The organism is Mycobacterium sp. E2462 (assembly GCF_001672685.1).
In the GTDB taxonomy this organism is placed as follows: domain Bacteria; phylum Actinomycetota; class Actinomycetes; order Mycobacteriales; family Mycobacteriaceae; genus Mycobacterium.
Genome location: NZ_LZKC01000191.1, coordinates 1 through 25028, shown reverse-complemented (window position 1 = coordinate 25028; position 25028 = coordinate 1). Strand labels below are relative to the sequence as shown.

23 protein-coding genes and 3 pseudogenes are annotated in these 25028 nt (G+C 72.7%); 15 read left to right on the top strand and 11 right to left on the bottom strand.

Annotation, left to right across the window (positions count from 1 at the left end):
* Position 1: 1 nt before the first annotated feature.
* Positions 2 to 694: a demethylmenaquinone methyltransferase gene (locus tag A5714_RS09445; protein WP_068284784.1), complete on the bottom strand. Its 693-nt coding sequence runs from the start codon at positions 692 to 694 to the stop codon at positions 2 to 4.
* Between the two features lie 60 nt (positions 695 to 754).
* Between A5714_RS09445 and A5714_RS09440 the strand changes: the two genes are divergently transcribed.
* A complete protein-coding gene (locus A5714_RS09440) occupies positions 755 to 1579 on the top strand; it encodes an SDR family oxidoreductase (protein WP_068064883.1) in 825 nt (274 codons plus the stop codon).
* A gap of 7 nt (positions 1580 to 1586) precedes the next feature.
* On the opposite strand, the gene A5714_RS09435 is transcribed toward A5714_RS09440, so the two are convergent.
* The 6 genes from A5714_RS09435 to A5714_RS09410 form a co-directional block, all read right to left on the bottom strand.
* On the bottom strand, positions 1587 to 2741 hold the full coding sequence (locus A5714_RS09435; protein WP_068284763.1) for a glycosyltransferase family 1 protein: 1155 nt from the start codon (positions 2739 to 2741) through the stop codon (positions 1587 to 1589).
* A gap of 80 nt (positions 2742 to 2821) precedes the next feature.
* The gene (locus A5714_RS09430; RefSeq protein WP_156747249.1) at positions 2822 to 3358 is read right to left on the bottom strand and encodes a DUF3592 domain-containing protein; all 537 of its coding nucleotides are present in this window, start codon (positions 3356 to 3358) and stop codon (positions 2822 to 2824) included.
* Positions 3355 to 5010, bottom strand: coding sequence for a 2-succinyl-5-enolpyruvyl-6-hydroxy-3-cyclohexene-1-carboxylic-acid synthase (menD, locus tag A5714_RS09425; protein WP_068284762.1), 1656 nt, complete (start codon positions 5008 to 5010; stop codon positions 3355 to 3357). The genes A5714_RS09430 and menD overlap by 4 nt, the downstream gene beginning before the upstream one ends.
* A 33-nt stretch (positions 5011 to 5043) precedes the next feature.
* Positions 5044 to 5832: an alpha/beta fold hydrolase gene (locus A5714_RS09420; protein ID WP_068064830.1), complete on the bottom strand. Its 789-nt coding sequence runs from the start codon at positions 5830 to 5832 to the stop codon at positions 5044 to 5046.
* Complete coding sequence (locus A5714_RS09415) at positions 5829 to 6791, bottom strand: o-succinylbenzoate synthase (protein ID WP_082959649.1); 963 nt, start codon at positions 6789 to 6791, stop codon at positions 5829 to 5831. Before A5714_RS09415 ends, A5714_RS09420 begins: the two co-directional genes overlap by 4 nt.
* Entirely contained in the window at positions 6788 to 8392 is a 1605-nt protein-coding gene (locus tag A5714_RS09410; protein ID WP_068284761.1) for an amidohydrolase, read from the bottom strand. Before A5714_RS09410 ends, A5714_RS09415 begins: the two co-directional genes overlap by 4 nt.
* Positions 8393 to 8469: 77 nt before the next feature.
* Here A5714_RS09410 and fadD8 point away from each other — a divergent pair, with 77 nt between their 5' ends.
* Complete coding sequence (gene fadD8, locus A5714_RS09405) at positions 8470 to 10071, top strand: fatty-acid--CoA ligase FadD8 (RefSeq protein WP_068284759.1); 1602 nt, start codon at positions 8470 to 8472, stop codon at positions 10069 to 10071.
* Positions 10072 to 10146: 75 nt separating this feature from the next.
* Here the strand turns inward: fadD8 and A5714_RS09400 are convergent, their stop codons facing one another.
* The gene (locus tag A5714_RS09400; protein WP_068284757.1) at positions 10147 to 10698 is read right to left on the bottom strand and encodes a TetR/AcrR family transcriptional regulator; all 552 of its coding nucleotides are present in this window, start codon (positions 10696 to 10698) and stop codon (positions 10147 to 10149) included.
* Positions 10699 to 10778: 80 nt separating this feature from the next.
* Here A5714_RS09400 and A5714_RS09395 point away from each other — a divergent pair, with 80 nt between their 5' ends.
* From A5714_RS09395 to A5714_RS09350, 10 genes and pseudogenes are all read left to right on the top strand, one after another.
* Positions 10779 to 11699 (top strand): aldo/keto reductase, encoded by a 921-nt coding sequence (locus A5714_RS09395; protein ID WP_068284755.1) that lies wholly within the window; start codon positions 10779 to 10781, stop codon positions 11697 to 11699.
* An 11-nt stretch (positions 11700 to 11710) separates the two neighbouring features.
* A complete protein-coding gene (locus A5714_RS09390; RefSeq protein ID WP_068064814.1) occupies positions 11711 to 12166 on the top strand; it encodes a nitroreductase family deazaflavin-dependent oxidoreductase in 456 nt (151 codons plus the stop codon).
* Positions 12167 to 12178: 12 nt separating this feature from the next.
* A complete protein-coding gene (locus A5714_RS09385) occupies positions 12179 to 13081 on the top strand; it encodes a 1,4-dihydroxy-2-naphthoyl-CoA synthase (protein ID WP_068284753.1) in 903 nt (300 codons plus the stop codon).
* Between the two features lie 46 nt (positions 13082 to 13127).
* Complete coding sequence (locus A5714_RS09380) at positions 13128 to 14015, top strand: SDR family oxidoreductase (RefSeq protein WP_068284751.1); 888 nt, start codon at positions 13128 to 13130, stop codon at positions 14013 to 14015.
* Between the two features lie 28 nt (positions 14016 to 14043).
* On the top strand, positions 14044 to 14451 hold the full coding sequence (locus tag A5714_RS09375) for a VOC family protein (protein WP_068064805.1): 408 nt from the start codon (positions 14044 to 14046) through the stop codon (positions 14449 to 14451).
* 97 nt (positions 14452 to 14548) lie between these two features.
* Positions 14549 to 15785, top strand: a pseudogene (locus A5714_RS09370) (anion permease).
* A gap of 13 nt (positions 15786 to 15798) precedes the next feature.
* The gene (locus A5714_RS09365) at positions 15799 to 16101 is read left to right on the top strand and encodes a hypothetical protein (protein ID WP_068064800.1); all 303 of its coding nucleotides are present in this window, start codon (positions 15799 to 15801) and stop codon (positions 16099 to 16101) included.
* Between the two features lie 56 nt (positions 16102 to 16157).
* Positions 16158 to 16457, top strand: coding sequence for a DUF3349 domain-containing protein (locus A5714_RS09360; RefSeq protein ID WP_068064797.1), 300 nt, complete (start codon positions 16158 to 16160; stop codon positions 16455 to 16457).
* A 59-nt stretch (positions 16458 to 16516) separates the two neighbouring features.
* Positions 16517 to 17599: an o-succinylbenzoate--CoA ligase gene (gene menE / locus A5714_RS09355; RefSeq protein WP_369829432.1), complete on the top strand. Its 1083-nt coding sequence runs from the start codon at positions 16517 to 16519 to the stop codon at positions 17597 to 17599.
* A gap of 11 nt (positions 17600 to 17610) precedes the next feature.
* The gene (locus tag A5714_RS09350) at positions 17611 to 18960 is read left to right on the top strand and encodes a hypothetical protein (RefSeq protein WP_068284747.1); all 1350 of its coding nucleotides are present in this window, start codon (positions 17611 to 17613) and stop codon (positions 18958 to 18960) included.
* 19 nt (positions 18961 to 18979) lie between these two features.
* Here the strand turns inward: A5714_RS09350 and A5714_RS09345 are convergent, their stop codons facing one another.
* The 3 genes from A5714_RS09345 to A5714_RS09335 are packed head-to-tail and all read right to left on the bottom strand — an operon-like array spanning position 18980 to position 22114.
* Entirely contained in the window at positions 18980 to 19642 is a 663-nt protein-coding gene (locus tag A5714_RS09345; RefSeq protein WP_068064789.1) for a DUF2064 domain-containing protein, read from the bottom strand.
* Complete coding sequence (locus tag A5714_RS09340) at positions 19639 to 20274, bottom strand: glycosyltransferase family 2 protein (protein ID WP_197513626.1); 636 nt, start codon at positions 20272 to 20274, stop codon at positions 19639 to 19641. Before A5714_RS09340 ends, A5714_RS09345 begins: the two co-directional genes overlap by 4 nt.
* A gap of 37 nt (positions 20275 to 20311) precedes the next feature.
* Positions 20312 to 22114, bottom strand: a complete 1803-nt coding sequence (locus A5714_RS09335) for a hypothetical protein (RefSeq protein WP_068284743.1) — start codon at positions 22112 to 22114, stop codon at positions 20312 to 20314.
* Between the two features lie 291 nt (positions 22115 to 22405).
* On the opposite strand from A5714_RS09335, the pseudogene A5714_RS27045 reads away from it, so the two are divergent.
* The 3 genes and pseudogenes from A5714_RS27045 to A5714_RS27580 all read left to right on the top strand — a co-directional run.
* Positions 22406 to 23836 (top strand): annotated as a pseudogene (locus A5714_RS27045) (hypothetical protein); the annotation flags it as partial.
* 22 nt (positions 23837 to 23858) lie between these two features.
* A pseudogene (locus A5714_RS09315) lies at positions 23859 to 24782 on the top strand (NAD-dependent epimerase/dehydratase family protein); the annotation flags it as partial.
* Positions 24783 to 24901: 119 nt separating this feature from the next.
* The coding region (locus tag A5714_RS27580) for a hypothetical protein (RefSeq protein WP_369829431.1) at positions 24902 to 25028 on the top strand (127 nt) is incomplete at its 3' end.

Genomic DNA, 25028 nt, shown 5'->3' with positions numbered 1-25028 from the left:
GTCAGCGCGTCGGCTTCTCGGCGGCGTGTAGCGCCACGATGCCGCCGGTCAGGTTGCGCCACCGCGCCCCGGACCACCCGGCCCGCCCGATCTGCTCCGCCAGCGCCGCCTGATCGGGCCACGCCCTGATCGACTCGGCGAGGTACACATAGGCGTCGGGATTGCTCGACACCGCCCGCGCCACCCGCGGCAGCGCCCGCATCAGGTACTCCTTATAGACGGTCGCGAACAGCCCGTTGGTGGGAGTGGAGAACTCGCAGACCACCAGGCGGCCGCCGGGCCGGGTGACGCGGGCCATCTCGCGCAGCGCCGCCGGGGTGTCGACGACGTTGCGTAACCCGAAACTGATGGTCACCGCGTCGAAGACGCCGTCGGCGAACGGCAGCTTGGTGGCGTCCGCGGCCACCTTGGGCACCTGCCGCGCCGCCCCGGCCGCCAGCATCCCGACGGAGAAGTCGGCGGCCAGGCACCACGCCCCGGACTTTTGCAGCTCGACCGTGGACACCGCGGTGCCCGCGGCCAGGTCCAGCACCTTGCGGCCCGGCCCCACGTCCAGCGCCGAGCGGGTGGCCCGCCGCCAGTACCGGTCCTGCCCCAGGGACAGCACGGTGTTGGTCACGTCGTAGCGGCGGGCGACGCCGTCGAACATCGACGCGACGTCCCGGGGATCCTTGTCCAAAGCCGCGCGACTCACGAGGTCGACCGTACCGGCCCGCCCGGGAATGGTCGGCCGGTGCACGCGTTACACAACGGCGTGACGGAAAAAATTTGGTTTATCACCGGTACGTCCCGCGGCTTCGGGCGGGCGTGGGCCATCGCGGCGCTGGAGCGGGGCGACAAGGTCGCCGCCACCGCGCGCAACACGGCATCGCTGGACGACCTCGCGCAGAAATACGGCGACGCGCTGCTGCCGATCGAGCTCGACGTCACCGACCGCGACGCGGACTTCGCCGCGGTGCGGCGGGCGCACGACCACTTCGGTCGCCTGGACATCGTGGTCAACAACGCGGGCTACGGCCACTTCGGCTTCATCGAAGAGCTCTCCGAACGGGACGCCCGCGACCAGCTCGAAACCAATGTGTTCGGCGCGCTGTGGGTCACCCAGGCCGCGCTGCCGTACCTGCGCGAGCAGGGCAGCGGCCACATCATCCAGGTGTCGTCGATCGGCGGCATCAGCGCGTTCCCGTTGGTCGGCATCTACCACGCGTCCAAGTGGGCGCTGGAGGGCTTCTCCCAGGCGCTGGCGCAGGAGGTCAAGCCGTTCGGCGTGCACGTCACGCTGATCGAGCCGGGCGGCTTCGACACCGACTGGTCGGGCTCGTCGGCCCGGCATTCCGACCGCATCCCCGCCTACGACGAGGTGCGGGCCGCGGTCGACGCCGAACGGGCCAAACGGTGGGCCAGCCCGGGCAACCCGGAGGCGTCGGCGGCCGCCCTGCTGAAGGTGGTCGACGCGGAGCAGCCGCCGCTGCGGGTCTTCTTCGGGTCCTCGCCGCTGCAGACCGCCAAGGCGGACTACGAGAGCCGGCTGCGGACGTGGGAAGAATGGCAGCCCGTCGCCGAATTGGCGCAGGGCTGAGCCGGCCTCACTCCGCCCGCGCCTGCCGCGGGGTGAGCGCCCGGCGGCGCGCGAGCGGCGACAGCACCGCCTCGTAGTGGCCGAGCAGCTGGTCGCAGATCACCGGCCAGCTGCGGCCCAGGACGCTGCGCCGCGCCGCCACGGCGTAGCGAGCGCGCTCCTCGATGAGGTGTTCGACCGCGTGCGGCAGCCGCTCCTCGAACTCGTCGACGCCCAACAGCAATCCGGTGCGGCACGGCGTGACGAGGTCACGTGGGCCGCCGGCGTCGGGGGCGATCACCGGCAGCCCCGACGCCAGCGCTTCTTGAACAACTTGGCAGAACGTCTCGTGCTCACCGGGATGCACGAAGACGTCCATGCTGGCGTACGCCGTGGCGAGTTCGTCGCCGTACAGCGCGCCCGTGAATACCGCTGTGGGCATTGCCGATTGCAGCTTCTTGCGGTCGACGCCGTCCCCGACGATGACCAGTTGCACCGCGTCGTTCGCGGCCAGCGGGGCGAGGCGCTCGACGTGCTTCTCCGGCGCGAGCCGCCCCACGAAGCCGACGATCGGCTTGCCGTGCGGCGACCAGCGCCGCCGCAGGCCGTCGTCGCGCAGCGACGGCGCGAACCGCAGCACGTCGACGCCGCGCGCCCAGTGATGCACGCGCGGGAAGCGATGCTCGGCAAGGGATTCCATGGTCACGCTGGACGGGGCCAGGGTGCGGTCGGCCAGGCTGTGCAGGTGCCGGAACCAGGCCCACGCCGCCCGCGACGTCATCGGGATGCCATAGCTCGCCGCGAAACCCGGGACGTCGGTCTGATACACCGCGACCGTCGGCACCCCGAGCCAGCGGGCCGCCTTCACCCCGCCATAGCCGAGCAGCGCCGGTGACGCCAAATGCACGACGTGCGGGTCGAATCCGCGCAGCACACTGACCAGGCGGGGGGTCGGCACCCCGAGCGGCAGGCTGGTGACCTTGGGAAACATCCGCGACGGCACCCGGTGCACCCGGATACCGTCGTAGATCCGCTCGGCGCGGGGTTCCCCCCGGGGGTTGTCTGGGGCGATGACGAGGGCTTCGTGCCCGGTCCGGCGCAGGTGCTCGAGCACCCGGATCACGGAGTTGCTGACACCATTGACATTCGGCAGGAACGATTCGGCGACGATGGCAACGCGCACACCCTCAAGGTGTCAGCGTCGGCTGTCGCGGAGGTTGCCTGCGGGCATACGACACGCGAAATTTGCTGGTCGGACCCTTTTCACAGCGGTTCGAGGGCCGGTTCACCCGCCCGGGCCGCCGGTTGGGGCCGCCGATCGAGCCACTTGTCCAGCGCCGCCAGCACAATCAGCAGCACCGTCGCGACCAGCCAGCCCACCACCGCGATGGAACCGGCGGGGATGATCGACAGCCCGGCGTTGCGATGCTGCACGCGAACGAGATTGGGGTCGTTCCTGTTGTATTCGACGTAGATCCGCATGCCGGTGGCCAGGTGCGACGGGTACAGGACGCCGAGTTCCGGGCGGTACGTGACGCGTTCGGGCGTGACGAACTCGATCGTGGAGCGGCGCGGTCCCGCGCTGAGCACCTCGGCCTGCGCGACGCCCATGTTGTGCTCGATGGCGAGGTCGTCGCGCCAGGCGCCGGCCACCAGCAGCACCGACTGCAGGGTGACCAGGCCGGTGACGATCAGGACCGCGATTCTGCCCCAGCGCAACGCGATTCGGGCCCGAGTGCTGGGCGGCTTGTCGCTGCGCCCGTGAATCAGTATGCGGTACAGCGTCTTCAGCCGCTTCACAGCGCGGCCCTGATGGCGGCGTGCAGGGCGCGCAGCGACGACCGGTCCGCCTTGACCTCCAGCACCCGCATGCCCTGCGCCGGCTCGTCGAGGGCCGCGTCGAGCTCGTCGACCTCGATCTGGCGGCTCTCGACGTGGTAGGCGCGGCACAGCGCGCCGACGTCGACGTCATGCGGGGTGCCGAAGATCCGCGACGACACGTCGGCGAACCGCGGGTCGCCCTGCTCGAGGGTTTCGAAGATGCCGCCGCCGTTGTCGTTGGAGACGACGATCGTGAGCCGGCGCGGGGTGGGCTCGGTGGGGCCGATGAGCAGCCCGGAGCTGTCGTGCACGAAGGTCAGGTCCCCGATCAGCGCGACGGTGCGGGCGGGGGTGTCCGGGCCGCCGCTGCGTTCGTGGGCCAGCGCCGCGCCGATCGCGGTGGAGACGGTGCCGTCGATGCCGGCGACGCCGCGGTTGGAGCGGACCCGGATGTGGCGGGTGTCCAACCCGACCAGGGCGGCGTCGCGCACCGGGTTGGAGGCGCCCAGCACCAGCTGGTCGCCGGGCCGCAAGGCGTCGGCCACGGCCGCCGCGACGTGCAGGCCGGTGGTCAGCGGGTGGCTACGCAGCTGGCCGCGGACGGCGTCGACGGCCTGCCGGTGCACCTCGGCGCAGCGCCGCAGCCACGCCGGGTCGGGCGCGCCGGTGGTGACCGCCCGCGTCCCGGTGGCTTGCGAATTCCCCGACACGTCAGGCCAGCGCGGCCCGGTGGTCAGCGCGAACACCGGCACCCGCGGATCGGCGAGCAGCGCCGACACCGGCCGGTGCAAGGTGGGGCGGCCGAGCATGATCACCTGCTGGGGCCGCAGCAGCGGCAGCGCCAGCGGGTGCAGCGGGTTAGGCACGGCCCGGCCGGAAAATGACGTGGGCTCCGCGACGGTCGGCAGCCCGGCCAGGTTCTCCTGCAGCCCGGCGCCGTGCCCGGCGATGACGACCGTGTCGGGCGTCAGGTCGATGTCCAGCGGCTGATCGAAATTCACCGGCGGGGTGGAGGTCCAGGGTCGGCCGCCGGGCCGCCCCTGCGGGACCCCCGACTGCGGGCCGCGGTCGGGCACCAGCGGTTCGCGCAGCGGGATGTCGAAATGCACCGGCCCCGCGTTGGCGGTGCGGGCGCCCGTCGCGGCCACCAACACCCGGCAGGTGGCCGACCGCCAGGTGGCGTTCAGCGAGTCCAGCCGCTCGGGCGCGTCTTCGGCCAGGCCCAAGCTGATCGTCGCCCGCACCTGGGTGCCGAAGTAGCCGAGCTGCTCCATCGTCTGGTTGGCGCCGGTGCCGAGCATCTCGTAGGGCCGGTTGGCCGAGAGCACGATCAGCGGGACGCGGGCGTAGTTCGCCTCCACCACGGCGGGCCCGAGGTTGGCCACGGCCGTGCCCGACGTCATGGCGACGCAGACCGGCGCGCCGGCGGCGATCGCCAGCCCGATGGCCAAAAACCCGGCGGTGCGCTCGTCGATGCGCACGTGCAGCCGGAGCCGGCCGGCGCGGTCGGCGTCCTGCAGCGCGAAGGCCAGCGGGGCGTTGCGCGACCCGGGGCACAGCACGACGTCGCGGACGCCGCCGCGGATCAGCTCGTCAACGACCACGCGGGCCTGGGTCGTCGAGGGGTTCACTACTACAGAGTGTCACAACCCGGCGACGTGGCCTCAGCCCTTGTGATCGGCGAAGAACTTCAGCATCGCGGCGTTGACGGCGTCCGGCCGCTCGAAGAACCCCAGGTGGCCGGTGTCGGGGATCTGCACGTACCGGCCGTTGGGCAGCGCGTCGGCGACCTCCCGGCCCAGCTGCGGCGGCGTCAGCACGTCGTCGGAGAAGCCGATCACGAGCACCGGCGTCGTGATGGCGCGGTAGGCCGACAACCGGCTGGTGTGCGGCGCGACGTCCAGCTGGGCCCGCAGCCCCGGCGTGGGCTTGACCGGCCAGGTGGAGAACATCGCGATCCAGTCGGCCACCGCCACGTCGTCGTTGAGCGTCTTGCGGGAGAAGTTCTCCAGCAGCCGGATCTTGGCCTCGTACGCCGCGGGCAGCTGCACGCCGGCATCGGCCAGCTCGGCCTCGGCGTCGCGGAAGAACTGCCGCGCCCGGTCCATCCGGCCGCGGGTGCCCATCAGCACCGCGGAACTGACCAGGTCGGGCCGCGCCAGCAGCAGCTCCTGGGTGATGAACGCCCCCATCGACATCCCGACGACGCGGGCCGGGGCGGCGTTGAGCCCCTCGATGAGCGCCACGGTGTCGGCGACCATGGTCTGCGTCGAGAAGCCCTGCGCGCTCTCGGTGGCGCCGATGCCCCGGTTGTCGAAGGTGATGACGCGGTAGCCGGCCGCCAGGAACGCCGGCACTTGGTACGGGTGCCAGGTCCGTCCGGCGCCGCCGTGGCCGGCGATGAACACCACCGGCTCCCCCGAGCCGCGGTCGTCGTAAGCCAGGTTGATCACCCGGACGACGTTAGCAACCGGTAGCAGGCCTCGACCCGGTCGAGCCACCACTGCCGGCGCGGCGCCGGGGCCCGCAGGGCGCTCAGCCGCGCCGGTTCGGGCGTGACCGGCCCGGCCGTCAGGAAGCCGTCTTCGGGCGGCGCGACGTCCGCCACGTCCTGGACGAACAGCCCGCCGGTACCCAGGCCGCAGGCGTGGTGCAGCGCCGGCAGGGCCGCCGCTGCGCTGAGCCCCGCGGCGATCCCGACCGCCGAATCCAGCGCGCTCGAGATCACGACCGGGACGTCGATCTGCGCGGTGATGTCGAGCAGGGCCGACACCCCGCCCAGCGGCGCGACTTTGAGCACCGCGATGTCGGCGGCGCCGGCGCGGACGACGGCCAGGGGGTCGGCGGCCTTGCGGATGCTCTCGTCGGCGGCGATCGGCACGTCGACGCGGCGTCGAACCTGCGCCAGCTCCTCGACGGTCGCGCAGGGCTGCTCGAGGTATTCCAGCGGGCCGAGCGCTTGGGCGGCCGCGACGGCCTCGTCGACGGTCCAGCCGCCGTTGGCGTCCACCCGCACCGTCGGGACCCGGTCGCGCACGGCGTCGACGCGGGCCACGTCGTCGGCCAGGGTCTGGCCGGGCTCGGCGACCTTCACCTTGGCCGTGCCCGCCCCGGGAAACCGCGCCAGCACCTCGGGTACCCCGGCGGCGGGCACGGCCGGCACGGTGGCGTTGATCGGGATGCGGTCGCGGCGCGCGGGCGGCGGCGGGCGATAGGCGGCCTCGATGCCGGCGGCCAACCAGTGCGCGGCCTCGGCCGGCGGGTACTCGACGAACGCCCCGAACTCGCCCCACCCGGCCGGGCCGTCGATCAGCGCGACCTCGCGGGTGGTGATGCCGCGGAACCGGACCCGCATCGGCAACGCCACCACATGCAGGCGCTCTAGGAGGTCGCCCAGCGGGGGCGGGGTCACCGGCCGTAGACCCGGCGTCCCGCCAGGTACGTCGCCCGCACGTCGAGGTCGGCGATCTGCTCGGGCGGCACCGCGCGCGGGTCCGCCGACAGCACCACCAGGTCGGCGTACTTGCCGACCTCCAGCGAGCCGACGATGTCGTCGGAGAACAGCTGCCACGCGGCGTCGATGGTCTGCGCGCGGATCGCCTGCTCCACCGTCAACCGCTCCTCCGGCGCCAGCACCCGACCGCTGGGCGCGGTGCGGGTGACGGCCACGCTGATGTTGCGCAGCGGCTCCTCGGGGGTGACCGGCGGGTCGTTGTGCAGCGAGATGCGCATCCCCGTCGCCACCGCCGAACCCGCGGGCATCCACCGGCTGCCCCGTTCGGGACCGAACAGGCCGTCGACGATGATGTCGCCCCAGTAGTGGATCTGGTCGACGAAGATGCTGCAGGTGACGCCGAGGTCGTGGGCCCGTCGCAGCTGCTCGGGCCGGATCGCGCCGACGTGCTCGAGGCGCAACCGGTGATCCTCGCGCGGATGGCGCCGCAGCACCTCCTCGTAGACGTCGAGGATGGTGTCCACCCCGGCGTCGCCCTGCACGTGGCAGGCCATCGGCCAGCCCAGCGGGAAGTACGCGCCGACGATCTCGCGCAGCTGCTCTTTCGTGTAGTTGGCGCAGCCGCAGGAGCCGGGCACCACGCCGATGATCCGGGTGGCCTCGGTATCCAGGTACGGAAAGGACAGGTCGATGTTGCCGATCCACGGCGACCCGTCGACCCAGATCTTGATGCCGACCTGACGCAGCATGTCGTCGCCCTGGCCGGGGGTGGCGGCCGTGGACATCTGCGGGTTGGAGATCTCGTAGGTGCGCAACCGGACCGTGAGGCGCTCGCGCAGCTGCTCGACCAGGGGCCGGAAGCCCGGGTCGAAGGCCATTTCCGAGCAGGTGGTCAGGCCGGCCCGGTTGAGGCGGGCGCACTCGGCGAGCAGCATCCGCGGGTAGTCGGCGAAGTCGATGGCGCCGCCCAGCAGCGGGAACACGGCGCCGGTCTCCTCGGCGGTGCCGTCGAGTTCGCCGTCGGCGCCGCGGCCGTACTTGGCGCCCTTGGGGTCGGGGGTGTCGCGGGTCAGGCCGTGCGCCCGGGCGGCGGTGGAGTTGAAGAACGCCTTGTGCCCGGAGTTGTGCAGGATCACCAGCGGGCTGTCCGGCGCGACGCCGTCGAGCCAGCTCAGCGTGGGTTCGGGCAGACCGTTCTGCAGCAGCGGATCCCACCCGCTCAGGTAGGCGCCGTCGGCGCCGCGCCGGGCGACCTCGGCGTGGACCGCGTCGAGGACGTCGGCGGCCGCGCGCAGGGTGACCGGGCGGATGTCGACGAACCGGTCCGACAGCGCGACCGCCTCCATCAGCGGGTGCCCATGCGCCTCGACGAATCCCGGCATGACGCAACCGTCACCGATGTCGACGGTCTGGGTGTCGGGGCCGACGAAGTCGGCGACGTCGGCGCGGGTCCCGACGGCGACGATGCGGCCGTCGGCGACCGCCAGCGCCTCGGCGGTGGGCCGCGCCTCGTCGACGGTCAGGACGGTTCCGGTGACGACGAGATCTGCCTGGGCCATGGGGAGGGATCGTACTGATCGATGGTGTCCGCAAGGGGGTAGCTGACTGAAATTGCAACACGTTCTAGTCTTGGCGCATGAGTGACGATCTCCTGCGCCATCCCATTCATTCCGGACACCTGACCGTCGGTGCGCTCAAGCGCAACAAAGACAAGCCGGTGCTGCATCTCGGCGACACCACGTTGACCGGTGGGCAGCTCGCCGAGCGCATCAGCCAGTACATCCAGGCGTTCGAGGCGCTCGGTGCGGGCACCGGCGCGACCGTCGGGCTGCTCTCGCTGAACCGGCCCGAGGTGCTGATGATCATCGGCGCGGGCCAGACCCAGGGTTATCGCCGCGTGGCGCTGCACCCGCTGGGCTCGCTGGACGACCACGCGTACGTGCTGGGCGACGCGGGCGTGACGTCGCTGATCATCGACCCGAACCCGATGTTCGTCGAGCGGGCGCAGGGCCTACTGGAGAAGGTGCCCGGCCTCAAGCAGGTCCTGACGATCGGCCCGGTCCCCGAGGCGCTCGGCGATTCGGCGGTGGATCTGGTGGCCGAGGCCGCGAAGTATGCGCCCAAGCCGTTGGTGGCGGCCGACCTTCCGCCCGACCACATCGGCGGGATGGCCTACACCGGCGGCACCACCGGCAAGCCCAAGGGCGTGCTGGGCACCGCGCAGTCGATCACGACGATGACGACGATCCAGCTCGCCGAATGGGAGTGGCCGGAGAACCCGCGCTTTTTGATGTGCACGCCGCTGTCGCACGCCGGGGCGGCGTTCTTCGTGCCGACCATCATCAAGGGCGGCGAGCTGGTGGTGCTCACCAAGTTCGACCCCGCCGAGGTGCTGCGGGTGATCGAAGAACAGAAGATCACCGCGACCATGCTGGTGCCGTCGATGATCTACGCGCTGATGGACCACCCCGATTCGCACACCCGCGACCTGTCGTCGCTGGAGACGGTCTACTACGGCGCCTCGGCGATGAACCCCGTGCGGCTGGCCGAGGCCATCCGGCGCTTCGGGCCGATCTTCGCCCAGTACTACGGGCAGTCCGAGGCGCCGATGGTCATCTCGTATCTGGCCAAGAAGGACCACGACGAGAAGCGGCTCACCTCCTGCGGGCGGCCGACGCTGTTCGCCCGCACCGCGCTGCTGGACGCCGACGGCAACCCGGTGCCCCAAGGCGAGGTCGGCGAGATCTGCGTGTCCGGGCCGCTGCTTTCCGGCGGGTACTGGAACCTGCCGGAGGAGACGGCCAAGACGTTCAAAGACGGCTGGCTGCACACCGGCGACATGGCCCGCGAGGACGAGGACGGCTTCTGGTTCATCGTCGACCGGGTCAAGGACATGATCGTCACCGGCGGGTTCAACGTGTTCCCGCGCGAGGTCGAGGACGTCGTCGCCGAGCACCCGGCCGTCGCGCAGGTCTGCGTGATCGGCACGCCGGACGAGAAGTGGGGCGAGGCCGTCACCGCGGTGATCGTGCTGCGGCCCGACCATCCCACCGACGAGGACGCGGTGGCGCGGGTCACCGCCGAGATCCAGGCCGCGGTCAAGGAGCGCAAGGGTTCGGTGCAATCGCCCAAGCAGGTGATCGTCGTCGACTCGGTGCCGGTGACCGCGCTGGGCAAGCCCGACAAGAAGGCCGTGCGAGCGCGGTTCTGGGAGGGCGCAGGCCGCGCCGTCGGCTGAACCTGTGTCGCCGAGTGCGCGGCCGGGTCGAGCGTGAAGTTAGCTTCACGTTCGAGGTCGAGCGTGAAGCTAACTTCACGCTCGGGGCGCGGCGATCCCGGCGACGAGCAGGTCGAGCATGCGGCCGGTCTGCTCTGGGGAACCGCTGGCCAGAAAGGTGCCGATCAGGCTGGACACCACGTCGTCGGCCTGCACGTCGGGGGTCAGGCTGCCGTCCTCGGCGCCGGCCCGCAACAACAGGCCGACGGCGCCGACGATGCTGTCCCGGGTCTGGCCGGCGTGCATGGCGCCGGAGGCGAAGATCGCTTGCAGCGACTCGGCCATGCCGCGCTTGGCGGCGACGAAGCCGGCGTAGCGGTCCATCCACGCGCGCAGCGCGGCCTTGGGCGGGTGCCGGTCCAGTAGCTGCCCCGCTGCGGCCGCGACGTCGGCCAGCTCGGCCCGGTAAATCGCCTCGACCAGCGCCTCGCGGCTGGGGAAGTGCCGATACAGCGTGCCAATGCCCACCCCGGCGTCGCGGGCGATCGATTCCAGCGACACGGAGCGCCCGTCGGCGGCGGCGAACGCCGCCGCCGCCACCTCGAGCAGCCGCTCTCGGTTGCGGCGCGCGTCGGATCGGTCAGCCAAGCGGAGGCACCTCCATTTCTGTTACGCTGCGTCAAGCGGAGGGCCCTCCGCATCTCTCCAGTCTGACACGAGGGAGCGCTATGACCACCCCAGCACCGGCCGGCGGCACCGGCACCATCGGCACCGACGAGGTCGCGCGCATCGGCTACGGCGCCATGCAACTGGCCGAGGCCACACCCGAGGACGCGGCGACGGTGCTGCGCCGCGCCGTCGAACTCGGCGTCAACCACCTCGACACCGCGTCGTTCTACGGCCCCGGCGAGGTCAACCGCCGCATCCGCGCGGCGTTGGCGCCCTACCCGCAAGAGCTCGTCATCGTCAGCAAGGTCGGCGCCCGCTTCACCGGCGAAGAACCGATACCGCTGGCCGCCGCGCAGAAGCCGGCCGAGCTGCGTGCCGCTGTCGAGGACGACCTGCGCCAGCTCGGCCTCGACTGCGTTCCCGTGGTCAATCTGCGCCGGATGGACCTGGGCCCCGGCGTGGCCGCCGAGGGTGATCAGGACGTCGACCTTGACGACCAGCTGGCGGAGATGATCGCCCTGCGCGACGAGGGCAAGATCGGCGCGATCGGGATCAGCGCCGTGCCGCTCGACGTGCTGCGGCGCGCGGCCCCGGCGGGCATCGCGTGCGTGCAGAACGCCTACAGCCTGTTGGACCGCTCGCAGGAGAATGCGCTGGAGTTCTGCGCGGCCGAGGGCATCGCGTGGGTGCCGTTCTTCCCGCTCGGGTCGGCGTTCGCCGGCCTGCCCAGCGTCGCCGACGACCCGGTGGTGGCCGAGATCGCCGCAGCCCAGGGCGCGACGCCCGCCCAGGTGGGGCTCGCCTGGCTGCTGGCCCATTCCCCGAACACGCTGTTGATCCCCGGCACCCGCTCCGTCGCGCACCTCGAGGAGAACGTCGGCGCGGGCGGCGTCACCCTGGATCTCGACGCGCTGAAACGGCTGGACGCCCTCGGTTCGACGCGGGGACACGCCCACGGCGTCGACGCCTTCCAGAGGTAACGTCGCTGCCTATGGCGAGCGGTGATCGCATCCGACCCCCGTGGTGGCTGAAGCCGGCCAACCGGCTCTTCATCCGGATGTCGAAGCTGGGACTGCGGTTCGGCGGCGAGAGCCCGGTGGTGCTGACGGTGCCGGGTCGCAAGTCCGGACGCGAACGCGCCACGCCGGTGACACCCATGACGGTCGAGGGCAGGCAGTACGTCGTCGCCGGCTTCCCGGGCGCCGACTGGGTGGCCAACGTACGGGCCGCCGGCACCGCGACGATCGCCCGCGGCCGGCAGGTGCAACGGGTGCGGATGGCCGAGCTGTCGGCCGACGCCGCCCGGCCGATCCTGCGGGCCTTCCCGGCCGAGGTGCCCACCGGGGTGGGATTCATGAAACGGGCGGGCCTGGTCACCGACGGCACCGCCGAGGAGTTCGAGGCGCTGGCCGGGCGCTGCGCGGTGTTCCGGCTGGACCCGGCATAGGAGCGGAAACACTTGACCGACAACCCCTTTCACGCTGAGCACTGGCGACCGGTCGACGGATTTGCCGACCTGACCGACATCACCTACCACCGGCACGTGCGCGACGCCACGGTCCGGGTCGCGTTCGACCGCCCCGAGGTGCGCAACGCGTTCCGGCCGCACACCGTCGACGAGCTCTACCGGGTGCTCGACCACGCCCGGATGTCACCCGACGTCGGCGTGGTGCTGCTGACCGGCAACGGGCCGTCCCCGAAGGACGGCGGCTGGGCGTTCTGCTCCGGCGGCGACCAGCGCATCCGCGGCCGCTCCGGCTATCAGTACGCCAGCGGGGACACCGCCGACACCGTTGACGCGGCACGCGCCGGCCGGTTGCACATCCTCGAGGTGCAACGCTTGATCCGATTCATGCCCAAGGTGGTGATCTGCCTGGTCAACGGCTGGGCGGCCGGCGGCGGGCACAGCCTGCACGTGGTCTGCGACCTCACCCTGGCCAGCCGCGAGCACGCGCGCTTCAAGCAGACCGACGCCGACGTCGGCAGCTTCGACGGTGGCTACGGCAGCGCGTATCTGGCCCGCCAGGTCGGGCAGAAGTTCGCCCGCGAGATCTTCTTCCTCGGCCGGCCCTACACCGCGCAGCAGATGCACCAGATGGGCGCGGTCAACGCCGTCGTCGACCACGCGGAGCTGGAGAACGAAGCGATCCAGTGGGCCGCCGAGATCAACGCCAAATCGCCGCAGGCGCAGCGCATGCTCAAGTTCGCCTTCAACCTGCTCGACGACGGCCTGGTGGGCCAGCAGCTGTTCGCCGGCGAGGCCACCCGCCTGGCCTACATGACCGACGAGGCCGTCGAGGGCCGCGACGCCTTCCTGGAAAAGCGCGACCCCGACTGGAGTCCCTTCCCGCGGTACTTCTAGTGCCCGCGGCCGGGGGCGGGTCCCCCCGCCCCTAGACTCGCCGCCTGTGAGTAAGAGTCCGCTGCGCCGCCTCACCGACCAGGTCGTGCTGGCCACGATGCGCCCGCCGATCACGCCGCAGGTGCTGCTCAACCGCCCCCCGATCAGGCCCATCGAGCTCGACGGCAAGCGGATCGTGCTCACCGGCGCGTCGTCGGGCATCGGCGAGGCCGCCGCCGAGCAGTTCGCCCGGCGGGGCGCCACCGTGGTCGTCGTCGCCCGCCGCCAAGACCTGCTCGACGCGTTGGCCGGCCGGATCGCGGCCGCCGGCGGCAGCGCCATCCCGATCTCCTGCGACCTGTCGGATTTGGACGCCGTCGACGCGCTGGTCGCCGACGTGCAGGACCGCCTCGGCGGGGTCGACATCCTGATCAACAACGCCGGCCGCTCCATCCGCCGGCCGCTGGCCGAGTCGCTGGAGCGCTGGCACGACGTCGAGCGCACCATGGTGCTCAACTACTACGCCCCGCTGCGGCTGATCCGCGGGTTCGCGTCCGGCATGCTCGAGCGCGGGGACGGCCACGTCATCAACGTCTCGACGTGGGGTGTGCTGTCGGAGGCCTCGCCGCTGTTCGCGGTGTACAACGCGTCCAAGGCCGCCCTGTCGGCGGTGAGCCGGGTCGTCGAGACCGAGTGGGGCCGCGACGGCGTGCACTCGACCACGCTGTACTACCCGCTGGTCGCCACGCCGATGATCGCCCCGACGAAGGCCTATCAGGGCATGCCGGCGCTGACGTCGCAGGAGGCCGCCGAGTGGATGATCACCGCGGCCCGCACCCGGCCGGTGCGCATCGCGCCGCGGATGGCGATCGCCGCTAAGGCGCTCGACACGGTGGGGCCCCGTTGGGTCAACGCGATCCTGCAACGCCAGAGCATCCAGCCGGCGTCGGGGTAGCCGGCCGCGTTCGTGCTAGACACGAACCATGGAGATCCTGGCAAGCCGGATGCTGCTCCGGCCGGCGGACTACGAGCGGTCGGTGGCCTTCTACCGCGACCAGATCGGGCTGGCGATCGCCCGCGAATACGGTGCGGGCACAGTGTTTTTCGCCGGCCAGTCGCTGCTGGAACTGGCCGGGTTCGGCTCCCCGGACCACTCCCGCGGCCCGTTCCCCGGCGCGCTGTGGTTGCAGGTGCGCGACGTCGAGGCGACGCAGGCCGAGCTGATCGGGCGCGGGGTGGCGATCGCGCGCGAGGCGCGGCGGGAACCGTGGGGCCTGCACGAGATGCACGTGACCGACCCGGACGGGATCACGCTGATCTTCCTCGAAATCCCCCCTGAGCACCCACTACGCCGCGACACCCGAGGTGAACAAAAGGGAAACGCCGGTTAACTGAGAGGTAACATCTGGCGACGGTTCAAGGTACACCCGCATTTCGCCAGTTCCCCCATTCGACAATGGGACTCCCCTACCACCAGAATCGGGCGATGTGAACATCCAATTGTTCCTCTTGATCATTGTCGTAATCACAGCACTGGCTTTCGATTTCACGAACGGCTTCCACGACACCGGCAACGCGATGGCGACCTCGATCGCCAGCGGCGCGCTCAAGCCCAAGACGGCGGTCGCGCTCTCGGCAGTGCTGAACCTCGTGGGCGCGTTCCTGTCCACGGCCGTCGCCGCCACGATCGCCAAGGGTCTGATCGACTCCAGCATCGTGTCGCTCGAGTTGGTCTTCGCCGGCCTGGTGGGCGGCGTGGTGTGGAACCTGCTGACCTGGCTGCTCGGTATCCCCTCCAGCTCGTCGCACGCGCTGATCGGCGGCATCGTCGGCGCCACCATCGCGGCCGTCGGCGCGCACGGGGTCATCTGGAAGGGCGTGGTCTCCAAGGCCATCATCCCGGCCGTCGTCTCGGCGATCCTGGCGATCATCGTCGGCGCCGTCGCGACCTGGCTGGTGTACCGGATCACCCGCGGCGTCCCGAGCAAGCGCAGCGAGGCCGGCTTCCGGCGCGGCCAGATCGGCTCCGCCTCGCTGGTCTCGCTGGCGCACGGCACCAACGACGCCCAGAAGACCATGGGCATCATCTTTCTGGCCCTGATCTCCTACGGGTCGGTCAGCAAGAACGCGGCCATGCCGCCGCTGTGGGTGATCGTCAGCTGCGCGCTGGCGATGGCGACCGGCACCTACCTGGGCGGCTGGCGGATCATCCGCACCCTGGGCAAGGGCCTGGTGGAGATCCAGTCGCCGCAGGGCATGGCGGCCGAGTCGTCCTCCGCCGCGGTGATCCTGCTCTCCGCGCACTTCGGTTACGCGCTGTCGACCACGCAGGTGTGCACCGGCTCGGTGCTGGGCAGCGGCCTCGGCAAGCCGGGCGGCGAGGTCCGCTGGGGCGTCGCCGGCCGCATGGGGGTGGCGTGGCTGGTCACGCTGCCGCTGGCCGGGCTGGTCGGCGCGGTCACCTACTGGATCGTGCACTCCATCGGCGGGTACCCCGGCGCCATCATCGGCTTCCTGCTGCTGGTCGCGGTGTCGGCCACCATCTACATCCGGTCGCGCAAGGTCAAGGTCGACCACAACAACGTCAACGACGACTGGAAGGGCGACCTGACCGCCGGGCTCGACGAGGCGTCCAGCGCCCAGCTGCCGCCCACCAACGGTGCCGGCCCCACCGCCGGCGCCGGCACCACGGCGCCCCGCTCGGGCTCCGACGACCCGACCGTGAAGGCGAGCGCATCATGAGTCACTTCAGCGACTGGTTCAACTACCAGGCCAGCATCAAGATCCTCATCTTCTCCATGCTGGCCGGTGCGGCGCTGCCCGGGTTGTTCGCGGTGGGCATCCGGCTGCAGGCGGCCGGCTCCGGCGACATCAGCCTGAACGGCAGCGAGGGCGGCCAGCGCAACCCCGCCCTGACCGCGGCCGCCTGGGTGATCTACGGGTTGGTCGTCGCGGTCATCCTCTTCGCGCTGTTGTTCATCGCCCGCGAGTTCATCGCGCACCACACCGGGTACCCGTTCCTGGGGGCAAAAGCCAAGTAACATCGGCAGATGCCCACCGAGTTGCCGAACCGAACGCCGGGGGGAGCTGGAACAGCGTGAACGGATTTCTGCATTCCGTGGTGTCGTGGCTGCGGGCGGGATACCCCGAGGGCATCCCCGCGACCGACACCTTCCCGGTGCTGGCCTTGCTGAGCCGCCGGTTGTCCAACGACGAGGTCAAGGCCGTCGCGCAGGAGCTGATGCAGCGTAACGAGTTCGACCACGTCGACATCGGGGTGCTGATCACCCAGATCACCGACGAGCTGCCGGCGCCCGCCGACGTCGAGCGGGTCCGCGAGCGGCTGGCCGCGCAGGGCTGGCCGTTCGACGACGATCCCGCCGAGGATCGCGCATAGCCGTACTGCGCGCCCTCACCGTTTCACCGGGATCGGCCGCGTCCTCGTTGCTGCCGGCCCTGCAACGGGTCCTCGACGGCCGCGATTCCGCCCTGGTGACCGTGGCGCCCGACGACGATCGGGCGGCGGAGGCCCTGCGGGTGGGCGAGGACATCGACGACGACGTCGCCCTCGTCGCGACGACGTCGGGAACCACCGGCGCCCCCAAAGGCGCGTTGCTGACGGCCGCGGCCCTGACGGCCAGCGCGACAGCCACCCACGACCGGCTGGGCGGGCCGGGCGCCTGGCTGCTCGCGCTGCCGCCCTACCACATCGCGGGCGTGCAGGTCCTGGTGCGCAGCGCGATCGCCGGCTCGGTGCCGGTGGAGCTGGACGTCAGCGCCGGCTTCGACGTCGCCCGACTGCCCGCCGCCATCCGACAGTTGCGCCCCGGGCGCCGCTACACCTCGCTGGTGGCGGCCCAACTGGCCAAGGCGCTCGCCGAGCCGGCCGCCGCCGCCGCGCTCGCCGAACTCGACGCGGTGCTGCTCGGCGGCGGCCCCGCCCCGCGCCCCGTCCTGGACGCGGCCGCGGCAGCGGGCGTCACCGTGGTGCGCACCTACGGCATGAGCGAGACCGCGGGGGGCTGCGTGTACGACGGCGTCCCCCTGGACGGCGTGCGGCTGCGGGTCGACGACGGCCGCATCGTCCTCGGCGGCGCGACCCTGGCCAAGGGCTACCGCAACCCCGTCACGCCGGACCCGTTCGCCGAGCCCGGCTGGTTCCGCACCGACGACCTGGGGTCGGTCGACGCCGCCGGGCTGCTCACCGTGCTGGGCCGCGTGGACGACGCGATCAGCACCGGCGGGCTGACCGTGCTGCCGCAACCGGTCGAGGCCGCGCTGTGCAGCCACCCCGCCGTCGCCGACTGCGCGGTGTTCGGGCTGGCCGACGACCGGCTGGGCCAGCGGGTGGTCGCCGCCGTGGTGGTCGCGGACGGCTGCCCGGCGCCCACCCTGGACGCGCTGCGCCGCCACGTCGCCCGCACCCTCGAGGCCACGGCGGCGCCCCGCGAGCTCCACCTCGTCGACGCCCTGCCGCGGCGCGGCATCGGCAAGGTCGACCGCGCGGCGCTGGTGCGCCGCTTCGCCGGCGATCAATAAGCTGACCGTCCGTGAGGGTCGCTGGACGGGAGGCGCTGGCCGCGGCGGCCGGGGCGACGCTGGTGGCGGCGGCGGTCGCGCTGCCGCTGCTGGATCGGGATGTCCGGCCGCGCCGCGACCTCGGCCCGCAGCGGCTCGCCACGCACGCGCAGGCGACGCCGATCTTCGGCGAGTGGGAGGTGCACGTCGGCTGGGGCACCGGCCCCGCCGTCGCGCTGGCGGTCGCCGCGGTGCTGTGGGGACCCGCTCTGGCGCAACGGGTCTCGTGGCGGGCGCTGACGCTCGGCGCGTGGGCCACCGGCTGCGTGTGGGCCTTCGCGCTGGCGATGATCGACGGCTGGCAGCGCGGCTTCGCCGGCCGGTTGACCACCCGCGACGAGTACCTGTTCGAGGTGCCGCGCATCACCGACATCCCGGCAACGTTGCGCACCTTCGCCAGCCGAATCGTCGACTATCAACCGGACTCGTGGACTACCCACGTCTCCGGGCACCCGCCGGGCGCGCTGCTGACGTTCGTCTGGCTGGACCGCATCGGCCTGCACGGCGGCGCCTGGGCCGGGTTGTGGTGCCTGCTGGTCGGGTCGAGCGCGGCGGCCGCCGTGGTGGTGGCCGTGCGCGCGCTGGCCGACGAAGAGACCGCCCGCCGCGCCGCCCCGTTCGTCGCCGTCGCGCCGACGGCGATCTGGGTCGCGGTCTCCGCCGACGGCTACTTCGCCGGGGTGGCGGCGTGGGGCATCGCGTTGCTGGCCGTCGCGGTGCACCGCGCGGTCCGGTTTCCCGCACTGACCGCCGCCGCCGCGGGACTGCTGCTGGGCTGGGGAGTGTTCTGCAACTACGGCCTGGGGCTGATGGGGTTGCCGGCCGTCGCGGTGCTGGCGTCGGCCCCCGGCTGGCGTGCGGCGCGGCGGGCGCTGGTGCCGGCGGTGCTGGCCGCGGTGGCGGTCGCGGTCGCCTTCGCCGCGGCGGGGTTCAACTGGTTCGACGGCTACACCCTGGTCCAGCGACGCTATTGGCAGGGCATCGCGAACGACCGGCCGTTCCAGTACTGGGGCTGGGCCAACCTGGCGGCGGTGGTGTGCGCGATCGGGCTGGGCGGCGTGGCCGGGGTCGCGCGGGCGTTCGACGTCGCCGCCCTGCGGCGCCGCTCGGGATTTCACCTGGTGCTGGTGGCCATGCTGGCCGCGATCGTGTGCGCGGACCTGAGCATGCTCAGCAAGGCCGAGGTGGAACGGATCTGGTTACCGTTCACCGTCTGGCTCGTCGCGGCGCCCGCGCTGGTGCCGCGGGCCCCGCGCCTGTGGCTGGCGCTCAACGCCGCCGGGACGCTGCTGGTGAACACCGTGGTGCTCACCCACTGGTAGGGCCGGCTGGTAGGGCGGGCTAGAGCCCCGCCGCGCGGGTCACCCGCGCGAACCGGCTGCCGGGCGCGCAGGCGCGGCGCACCACGGCGACGTCGGCCACCACATCGATGTCGGCCAGCTGCTGCACCGTGGCGACCTCGATCCCGCTGTCGCGCAACGCCCGCAGCGTCAGCTCCCCGGTGTCGGCCCGCGACATCGGGACGCCGCGCAGGCATTCGGCCATCGCGGGCGACGCCACGCCGAGCACCCACCAACCGCCGTCGGCCGCCGGGCCCAGGACGGCCGGTGCGTCGAGCAGCCGGCGCGCGCAGCCGCCCAGCAGGTCGGCCGTCACTTGCGGGGTGTCCATCCCGATCTGCAGCACCGGGAACCCGGTGGCGGCGTCGGCGTGCGCGTTGGCCAGGCGCGCGGCGAAGTCGGCGCCGCGCTGAGCGATGACCGTGAAGTCGCGCAGCCGCTGCCGGATGTCGGCCGCCGCGGCCGCCTGCTCCAGGTCGCCGGTCAGCGCCACCACCCGCGCGGCCACCGGCGCGGCGGCCACGGCGTCCAGCGTGTCCAGCAGTGCGGCGGCGGCGATCTCGGCGGCCACCCGGTCCCCGACGGACGCCGCCAGCCGGGTTTTGGCGCGGCCCGGCTCGGGCGCCTTGGCGACCACCAGCGCGGTGACGTCCAGCGCCGTCACGAGATCACTCTCCAGAAGTCGAGGATCGCCGTGATGCTGCCCTTGAGCGAACCGCTGACCTTCGACTTGCCGCCCGTGCGCGGCCCGTAACTGATGTCGAACTCGACCACGCGCCAGCCGGCGGCCGCCGCGCGGACCAGCAATTCGAGGGGATACCCCGAGCGCCGGTCCGCGACCCCGAGGTCCAGCAGCGCCTCGCGGCGCGCGACCCGCATGGGCGCGACGTCGTGCACGGGCAGGCCGTGGCGGGTCCGCAACCGCCAGCTCATCACCACGGTGCCCACCCGGGCCACCCACGGCCAATGCAGCCCGGCGACCGGCCGGCGCCGCCCGGTCACCAGGTCGGCGCCACGGCGCAGCTCGGCGACCAGCCGCGGCAAGTCCCCGGCGTCCATCGAGCCGTCGGCGTCGATGACGGCGACGATGGGGGTGCTTGCCGCGACGACGCCAGCGTGGACCGCCGCGCCGTACCCGGGCCGGGGCTCGGCGACGACCCGGGCGCCGTGCCGGCGCGCCACCCCGGCGGTGTCGTCGGTGCTGTTGTTGTCGACCACCAGCGCGTGGTAGCCCGCGGGGATCGCCGCCAGCACCGCCGGCAGCGACTCTTCCTCGTTGAGGCAGGGCAGCACCACCGTGACCTCGTCGGCCCCGCGGTCCGGCCCTGCGAGCTCAGAAGCCGTGGCGACCTCCGCTGCGCGGCTCCTGCGGGACCGCCGGCTGCGTCGGCACGACGGGTTGCCGCGTCTGCGTCGGCAGCGGCGCCTGGGTGGTCGGCTTGGGCGGGCTCGGGACGGTGGTCGGCGCCTCGTGCGTGGTCGTCGGCGGCGAGTACGTGGTCGTCGGCGCTTCGGAGGTGGTGGTCGGCACCTCGTGTGTGGTGGTCGTGGGCGCGACCGTGGTGGTGGGCTGGGTCGTCGTCGTGGGCGGGACCGTCGTCGTCGGCGGGGTCGTCGTCGTGGGCGGGACCGTCGTCGTGGTCGGCGGGGTCGTGGTCGTCGGCGGGGATTTCGTCGTCGTCGGCGGCGGGTACGGGGGGTACGGGTTGTACGGCGGGTAGTTGGGCCGCCACCCCGGGAACGGGATGGGGATCGGCACCGGCACCGGCACCAGCGGGTTCGGGCCGGGCCCGTAACCGGGCACTCCCGGCTCCACCGGCGCCTCGGGCACGGGGCCGACCGGGTTCTGCGGCAGTGGCTGTGGTGCCGGGCCACCGCCCGTCGGGGCGGACACGGTGCCGCCCTGGAAGCCGGCGTTGGGCTGGTCCACCGGGGGCGGCGGCACCGGCGCCTGCTGCTGCGAGGGCAGGATCGGCAGGAACTTGCCCGGGGCGGCGTTCTGCACGCCGACGACGGGCTGCTGGCTGGCGGTGGGGCGCACGGCGATGGCGATCGCGGCCGCCAGCGACGCGAGTCCCACGACCGCGAAGGCGATGACGGCGTTGCCGATGAGCAGCGAGCGCCGCGACAGCCGCGCCGGCTCGGCGGCGTCCTCGTCGTCACCCTCGGCGTAGCCCTCTGCGTAGCCCTCGTCGTCGTAGTCGTAATCGTCGTAGCCGCCCAGGGCGCCGCCGTCGTCGGCCATCGAGTAGGCCAGCTGCTGGTCCTCGGGATCGGCGAACTCGCCCTGGGGAACCACGGCCGTCTCGTCGCCGGTCAGCCCCGCCGCCGGGGCCATCGCCGTCGCGTCGCCATACCCGCCGACCGCCGGCGCCATCGCCGTCGCGTCGCCATACCCCCCGACCGCCGGGGCCAGCGCCGTCGCGTCGCCGGCCAAGCCGACCGCCGGGGCCATCGCGGTGGCGTCGCCGGCGGTGAAGGCCGCGGGCGCGGCGGCGCTCGCCGCGCCGCGCGCCAGCGCGAAGGTGGGGTCGTCGGCCACCTGCACCCGCATCGTCGAGCCGTCGCGCAGCTCCTCGGCGACCCGGTTCAAATCCGGGGACGCCCCCAGGAGCAGCACGTCGTCGGGGAAATCCGGGCGGGCGCTCAGGTTCGCCATCATCGTGTTGAGCGCGGCGGTGGAGTCGGCGCTCGACGCGCCCGCGAGCGGCCGGGTGGCCAACACCGTCGGTGGGGCGTCGGGGTCGCCGGCGGCGGGATCGACCAGCGACAGCGTCGCCGTGGCGTCGTCCATCACCAGCGCCGCGCCGGGGTGCCCGGCCGCGCGCATCAGCGCGGCCACGGCCTGCGACTCCGAGAGCACCCCCACGTTGTGCACGCCGGAATCCTCGAGCGCGCGCCGCAGGGCGTCGGCGCTGGTGCGATCCGTCCAGCACACCCGGGTGCCCACCAGCCGGTGGTTCTCACCGGCCAGCAACCGGTTGGTGCCGGCCACGGTCTCGGTCAGCTTTGCGATGGGGTTGTCCGCCAGGTCGACGACGGACTGGTCGATCACGCCCGCGCTCTGCGCCCCCGACCCGACCAGCGCCAAGCGGGCGACGGGGCCCGTGACCGCAACTCCCAACACGACGTCCATACCGGTTCTCCTTCGGCCGGCCACCCCACGACCAGCAATCTCCCGGCATCATTAAACTTGCGATACCGTCGGCAGTATCACTCATTCGAGAGGTTCGCCTACTAGCGCAGCGTAACCAGCTTCTCGCACGCCGGGCCGGTCGCCGCGGATCCGCCCTGCTGAGCGACGGTGCCACGGCGCCCGAACGGAGAATATGTTCGCAACCCAGCGGTGCAGCCGGTTCGGCGGGGTGATCCCTCGCCGGCGAGCCGAACGCGCGCCACACGCAACCATCCTTGACTCCCGGGGGGCATGGTGAGCCAGATCAGCGACGAAGCGCCGACCGGCCCCATCTCAGGGCCGCCGGGGCCGGCACAGCAAACGCCGCGGGCCCGCATCGCCCGCGCCGCCGGGCCCGGCGCCGGGCGCCGTGGCAACCTCGCCGCCGACCTGACGGGCGTGGTGCTGGTGGTCGTGGCCCTGTTCCTGCCGTGGAACCTGTACTTCGGCCTGGGCATCCCCGACAGCAACACGACCGTGTTCGTCGTGCTGCTCGGCGTGACGCTGCTGTCCGTCGTCGCCTTCGCCGTAGCCGGGTCCTGGCGATCGGGCGGCGCGCCGTTGAACCCGCGCACCGCCGGCCTGATCCGGTTGCTGCTCAACGTGCCCTACCTGACGCTGGTGCTCGGGTTCGTGGCGTTCGACGCGGCCCAGACGGTGCGGTTCGGCGGCACGGTCGCCATCCCCGGCGGGGTGGGCCCGGGTGCCTGGGCGGGCGCCGCCGGCGCGCTGCTGGGCGCGCAGGCCCCGAGCACCGGCGCCCACGCGGGGCCGTTGCCCGCCGGCGAAGAGCGCACCGGCTGGCACGCGACCGCCCGCGTCATCGGCTACGTGTCCATGCTGGCCGCCGCCCTCAGCTTCGGCTTCAACCTGTACTGGCGGGTGCGGTATGCGCTGCAAAGCCCCAACGGCGCGGGCGATTTCGGCAAGCAGAATATCGCCGTCATCGCCACCGCCGTGGTCTACGGCGTGGTCGCGCTGGCCGCGGTCCTGGTGGCCTCCCGATGGCTGCTGCGCGGCACCCGCGCCGCGCAACTGGCGACCGTGGCGCTGGGATCCTCGGCCCTGGTCGCCGGGGTCGTGGTGTGGGTCCTGCCGGTGGGACGGGACCTCGACGCGTTCCACGGCATCGCGCAGAACACCTCGACCGCCGGCGTCGGGTTCGAGGGCTACCTGGCGTGGGCGGCCGGCGCCGCGATCTTCGCGCGCGGCGCGCTGCTGGGTGCGCGCCCCACCGCGCCGGCCGAGGAGGCGGCGTGGCGGGCGGCGGCCCGGCACGGGTTGCTGCTGATCGGGGTGTGGAGCGTGGGCTCGATGCTGATGCGGATCACCGACCTGCTGGTGGGCATCAGCCTGAACTACCCCTTCTCCCGCTACGACAGCGTGGTGCTGGCCGGGTTCGACCTCGTCACCGCCGCGCTGTCGCTGTGGGTGCGCGCCCGGCTGGCCCACGCCTCGGCGCGCCCGGTGGCGGCGCTGTGCGGGCTGGTCGCCACCCTCGGCGTGGCCCGGGTGGTCGTCGGGGTCGCGCTGGCGCCGCGGTTCGCGGATTCGCCCAATTCGCCGGAGCAACACCCGGTGTACGGCAACAACCTGGCCCAGCAGATCACCAGCACCTTCGATCTCACGCTGGTCGGGGTGGCGCTGGGCGTCGTCGCGGCCACCCTCGTCGCCGGCCGGCTGAGCGGCCGGCGGCGCAATCGTCGCGCACGGCCCGAACCCGGTGCTGCCCAACGGGTGTCACCGGGTCGACGTACGCGACGCCGTGGCCCTGGCCCCGCTGCTGAAGGGCGTCGACGTGGTGTGTCATCAGGCGGCCATGGTGGGGGCGGGCGTCGACGCCGCCGACGCGCCGGCCTACGGCGCGCACAACGACCTGGCGACCACGGTGCTGCTGGCGCAGATGTTCGCCGCGGGGGTGACCCGCCTGGTGCTGGCGTCGTCGATGGTGGTCTACGGGCAGGGCGGGTACCGATGCGAGCGGCACGGCGACGTCGACCCGCTGCCGCGGCGGCGGGCCGACCTGGATGCGGGGATCTTCGAGCACCGCTGCCCGATCGGCGACGAGGAGCTGCACTGGCGCCTCGTCGACGAGGACGCCCCGTTGCGCCCCCGCAGCCTCTACGCCGCCAGCAAGACCGCGCAGGAGCACTACGCCCTGGCCTGGTCCGAGGCCACCGGCGCAGCGGTGGTGGCGCTGCGCTACCACAACGTCTACGGCCCGGGCATGCCGCGCGACACCCCGTATTCGGGGGTGGCCGCGATCTTCCGCTCGGCGTTGGAGCGGGGCGAGCCGCCGCGGGTGTTCGAGGACGGCGGGCAGATGCGCGACTTCGTCCACGTAGACGACGTGGCCGCGGCCAACCTGGCGGCCGCGACGTCGCCAGCCGACCGGTTCTCGGCGTTCAACGTCTGCTCCGGGCGGCCCATCTCGATCCGGCAGGTGGCCACCGCGCTGTGCGAGGCGCGTGGGGACGCGTCGACCCCGGTGGTCACCGGCCAGTACCGCAGCGGCGACGTGCGCCACATCGTCGCCGACCCGGCGCGCGCCGCCGACGTCCTGGGTTTCCGCGCGGCCGTCGACCCGGTGGAGGGGTTACGCGGCTTCGCGTCCGCGCCGCTGCGCTGACGCGTCAGGCCTGCGGGGGCCGGAAGATCTTGGGCTGCGGGCCGGGTTGCTGGATCGGGATCTGGCCGGTCGCCGAGTCGTCGCCGCGGAAGATCCGCGGCGCCGCGGCCAGCGGCGGGATCTCGCTGGTGGCCGGCTCGTCGTCCGCGCCGGGAGGCGCGGTGGGGATGCGGGTGGTCGCCAACGACGAGTTGTGCGAGAACATCGACTCCTCCGACGAGTGGATCTACTCGCGCACCGGGATCA

Coding starts and splice junctions, on each gene's coding strand:
- A5714_RS09410 (WP_068284761.1), bottom strand. CDS start 8,392: ATGGCCCAGGCAGATCTCGTCGTCACCGGAACCGTCCTGACCGTCGAC.
- A5714_RS09335 (WP_068284743.1), bottom strand. CDS start 22,114: ATGGACGTCGTGTTGGGAGTTGCGGTCACGGGCCCCGTCGCCCGCTTG.
- A5714_RS09395 (WP_068284755.1), top strand. CDS start 10,779: ATGACCACCCCAGCACCGGCCGGCGGCACCGGCACCATCGGCACCGAC.
- A5714_RS09390 (WP_068064814.1), top strand. CDS start 11,711: ATGGCGAGCGGTGATCGCATCCGACCCCCGTGGTGGCTGAAGCCGGCC.
- A5714_RS09365 (WP_068064800.1), top strand. CDS start 15,799: ATGAGTCACTTCAGCGACTGGTTCAACTACCAGGCCAGCATCAAGATC.
- A5714_RS09375 (WP_068064805.1), top strand. CDS start 14,044: ATGGAGATCCTGGCAAGCCGGATGCTGCTCCGGCCGGCGGACTACGAG.
- fadD8 (WP_068284759.1), top strand. CDS start 8,470: ATGAGTGACGATCTCCTGCGCCATCCCATTCATTCCGGACACCTGACC.